This window comes from Corynebacterium sp., from assembly GCF_030530965.1.
Classification (GTDB): domain Bacteria; phylum Actinomycetota; class Actinomycetes; order Mycobacteriales; family Mycobacteriaceae; genus Corynebacterium.
Map to the genome: position 1 here is coordinate 1 of NZ_JAUMTY010000057.1, position 3,931 is coordinate 3,931.

The 3,931-nt window shown below is 62.0% G+C and carries 3 protein-coding genes; 1 reads left to right on the plus strand and 2 read right to left on the minus strand.

What is annotated here, in order from left to right:
- Nucleotides 1-740: DUF4862 family protein (locus Q3981_RS09170; protein ID WP_303125513.1), on the minus strand; the 740-nt coding region annotated here is incomplete at its 3' end.
- 2 nt (nucleotides 741-742) lie between these two features.
- Nucleotides 743-2,341 (minus strand): MFS transporter, encoded by a 1,599-nt coding sequence (locus Q3981_RS09175; protein ID WP_303125515.1) that lies wholly within the window; start codon nucleotides 2,339-2,341, stop codon nucleotides 743-745.
- 226 nt (nucleotides 2,342-2,567) lie between these two features.
- Here Q3981_RS09175 and Q3981_RS09180 point away from each other — a divergent pair.
- Nucleotides 2,568-3,931, plus strand: a 1,364-nt coding sequence (locus tag Q3981_RS09180; protein WP_303125520.1) for a sialidase family protein, incomplete at its 3' end; no start/stop codon positions are given.

A 3,931-nucleotide genomic window follows, 5' to 3' on the forward strand; every position in this document is an offset into this window, starting at 1 on the left:
GGCAGGTGGCCGTCGACCCACGGGTAGCCGTACTGAGTATCTTTATCGCCCGCACCGCTAAACATGACGCCAGCCAGCACGCCTTTGTCGCGGGCCGTCGTGATGTGCTGCAGGGGAGTGGTCGCGTCTCGGTTTTCGAGGCAGCTCCGACCCCAATTGATGTGCAGCTTCACGTCGTGTTCCGCGGCTATGGTGCATTCGTCGGCTAGCTCGAGGAACCCCTTTTCGGGTTCATGGTCCTCGCGAGGTGCGTCGCAATGCTCAATGACGATGCGCGCGCCGGACCAATCCCACGTGGCGATCTCGTCGAGGCTACGTGCGAAGGCATCCGAGTGGGCCCCACGAGTCGGGGCGGAATGGAGCTGAACGTACTTAATGACGCTGCGGCCGGTTCGACTAGCCAGTTCCTGGACGGCTGTGCAGATTCGATCGGTGAAGTCGAGGGCGGCAGCTCGGCCATCCTCATCTGCACTAGCCAGGCCGAATTTAGGATTCTTGCCGACGTTGACCATCGTGCCCGGAATAGCGGTGATGGTGTTGGAATTCCAGTGGTCCGCGATCTGGCGGCTGAGCCACGGGAGGCTTTCGGTGAGGTCGCCGGGGAAGGGGATCTCTAGCCCGTTGATCCAGTCCTGCTCGGCGAGGAGCGAGTAGTACGTTTCCTGGTCGCGGCGGTCGAAGGGGAGGCTAGCGTAGGCGCCGACGATGAAGTCAGGTGAAGTCGTTTTCGGGGTGTTCATGTTTACATTCCTTGCGTTTTCGGTGCGGGAGAGGAGATGTTGGTGGTGTCGGTGGCATCGCGGTTCGAGCCGCTGGGAGCGGAGTGGCCGGCCACGTCGCCGTTGGTGTGCTCCTCGCCGGCTGCGATGGCCGCGATGGTTTCGTCGTCACCATCTTCGGGTCGAACAGCGTCGGGATTAACCGCCTTTTGCAGCACCTTCGGCAGGTTCAGTCCAATCGAAACCACAACGATGAGCGCGAAGCCCACGGACATGATCGCCAGCGCCACACCCAACGACGTTTTCGCCGCGATCGAGGCGCCCAGCACAGGGCCGACGGCACCGCCCAGCGCGCCGACGTTGTAGCAAAAGCCCAGGCCAGCGGCTCGTTTCTCGACGGGGAAGTAGGACGACACCCACTTGGGTAGCAGGCCGGAGACACCCTGGCCGAACATTTGCTGGAAGAACAACAGCGCGGCGACCAGCACCACGATGCCGCTCGTCTGTACAAACAACGGGATAACGATGATCTGCGAGAGGATAATGCTGATCGCGTACCACCGACGCATTCCTATCGCGTCACCAGCGAACCCGGCGAGGATATAACCGCACGCGTTCCCCACCGCCGCGAATGACACGACGTTGGCCACCACGCCCGGGTCCATGCCAATCCCGTGGAGGTACGTCGGCAATAAACCTTGAATCGGCCAGGTGTACATGAATGACGCGAAGATCGTGATCATGATGAGGATCCCGATCACCCAGCGGCTCGGATCGAACTGGACGATGAAGGTGATGAACACGGCCGCCGCTGCGATGCCACACAGGATAAGGAGCGCGATGCTCGATGTCGCCTCGGTGAAGATCACCATCAGGGCAACGAAAGCGACCACGACGGCGAGGATGTTCGGAATGCGACGCTGGCTGCCGAAGAGGATGTCCAGCATGTCGTCGTCGCGGTGTTCGTCTTTTTGAGTTTCTTTCCAGTCGCTGGCTTCGGGGAGGCGGCGTCGCATATAGACGGCGACGAAGACGGGGACGATGCCGGTGAGGAACAGCGCGCGCCAACCCCACCCCGGGTGCCAGGACTCCACCCAGCTGACCAGGTATTTATCGACCTGCGCGGCGAGGAGGACGCCGAAAGCGTAGCCGGAGAGGAGGAAGCCGGATGCTTTGTTCCGCATGTGGACCGGCCACGATTCGATGACATAGGCCGCGGAGGCTGAGTACTCGCCGGCCATGGCGAAGCCGATGATGAGGCGGAAGAGGAAGAGGAACCAGTACCCCGGCGCGAAGGCGCAGGCGATGGATCCGAACGCGAACATGAGGATCGACAGGACCATCGCGGGTTTGCGTCCCCATTTGTCGCCGGCCGCGCCGAGGAGCAATCCGCCGAGCCACCGCGAGACGAAGGCCGCGGAAATGAGGGCCGCAGATTCAACCAAGGTGAGGTCGAAAGATTTGGTTATCAGGGGTAGGGCGAAGGCAATGAGGACGAAATCGTAGCCGTCGAGGAGGACGCCGATCCACGCCGCGAAGAAGGCTTTCCAATCTTCTTTGCTGAGGTATGTCCACCACCGTTGTGCGGGAGGGTGACTGGTGGGTGAAGTGTTAGTGACCATAGTGGCCTCCTCGTGTGCCTGAGGTGTGGGCGCGGGTGGGGGAGTTGGGACCGCGTTTGTGCCCTCAGCGTATCAGACATCAGACATCTGACATGTGGTACGATCGGGGCCGTTACCGAAAGTTGCCCACAGTCCGGGCTGCGATGAGCCTGGGCTGACGGTTATCTCATGTGCATCGTGCGAGCTTCCGGACGAATGGTAATTCGCATGGCAAACAGGAGCGCATATGTCTACGCTACGGACCACCCCATATCCTGCAGGTTCGATACTCGCCCGCGTTCGAACTACCATCGACGGCCCGCTCATCGAGGCCCACACCTCCGCGGGGGAATTGTCGATTAGGGTCGAAGATGATCATCCTCACATCACAACGCGTACCCCCGAACGGGTGCAGGGCCTCGACGTTGAAGACGCCACCACCATCACCGACGGCCAATGGCACAGCATCGCCCTGACCGTCGGCCCCGAAGGAACCAAGTTTTATCTCGACGGGTACCAGGCCTTTTGCGGCACGGCGACAGCATTTTTTGCCGACGTCCAGGCGGAGGAACTCACCATCGCCGACGCCCCCGTCGACGTTGCCGACGTCGTCTGCACCGGGACCGTATTGTCCGACAACGACGTCCTTGCGCACGCGACGTCACCCCAACCCATGGTGCAGTTCGCGGCCAACCACCTGGCTGACTACGACACGCGCCGCGTTGCACGCCTCCGAGCAGGGACGACGTTGACCCGGTTCCGCGTGCGTGGCGTCGGCCAGGGCGGAACGATCTTGTCGGCCGGGTATGTTGAGGCGAACGGTGAGGATTCTTCGAGCGTCGAAAGACTGCGTCTGTCGGTCTCGGACACGGGGCTCACCTACGAGGTCCTGACCAGCGAAGACGAGTGGCGCACCTTTGCCGTCGATGGGCACTGGGCGGACGGCACGTGGCATGACGTCGTCATTCGCGCAGGGGAAGGTGCCGTCGATCTCTACGTCGACGGATTCCGGGAAGCTCGGATCCCCGGGCAGGCATTTTTCGCCGACGCCAGCCCGGTCAACACCATTACGATCGGGCAGGATATTCATGGTCGTCGGCTATTCGGCGAGGTCGCGCGCGCCGCGGTTTATCCCACCCCGCTCACCGACGGGGCGATTAAGCGGCTGTCGCATGTCGATCCCGTCCACACGCAGGCATTATTCGACCGCGGAATGCACGGCGCGGTGAGCTACCGGATCCCGTCGCTCTTGACGCTGCCGAGCGGAACGGTGATTGCCGGCGCGGATCAGCGGACGACCATCGCGAACGATGCGCCCAATGACATTAACTTTGTCATTCGTAGGTCCCTCGACGGCGGCGACCACTGGGAAGATATGCAAACCATCCTGACATACCCAGGGTCGGGTGCCACCGGGGCGAGCGTGATCGATTCGTGCACCGTGTACGACGAGGACACCGGCACAGTCCACCTGCTGATAGACCACTTCCCGGGTGCGATTGGTCAGCCCAACAATGTTCACGGCGTGGGACAGGATTCCAAAGGCCGGCTGATTCTTACCGACACCAGCGCTGGGGTTGCGTCGGACGCGGAGTCCTCGCCCGCGGCATC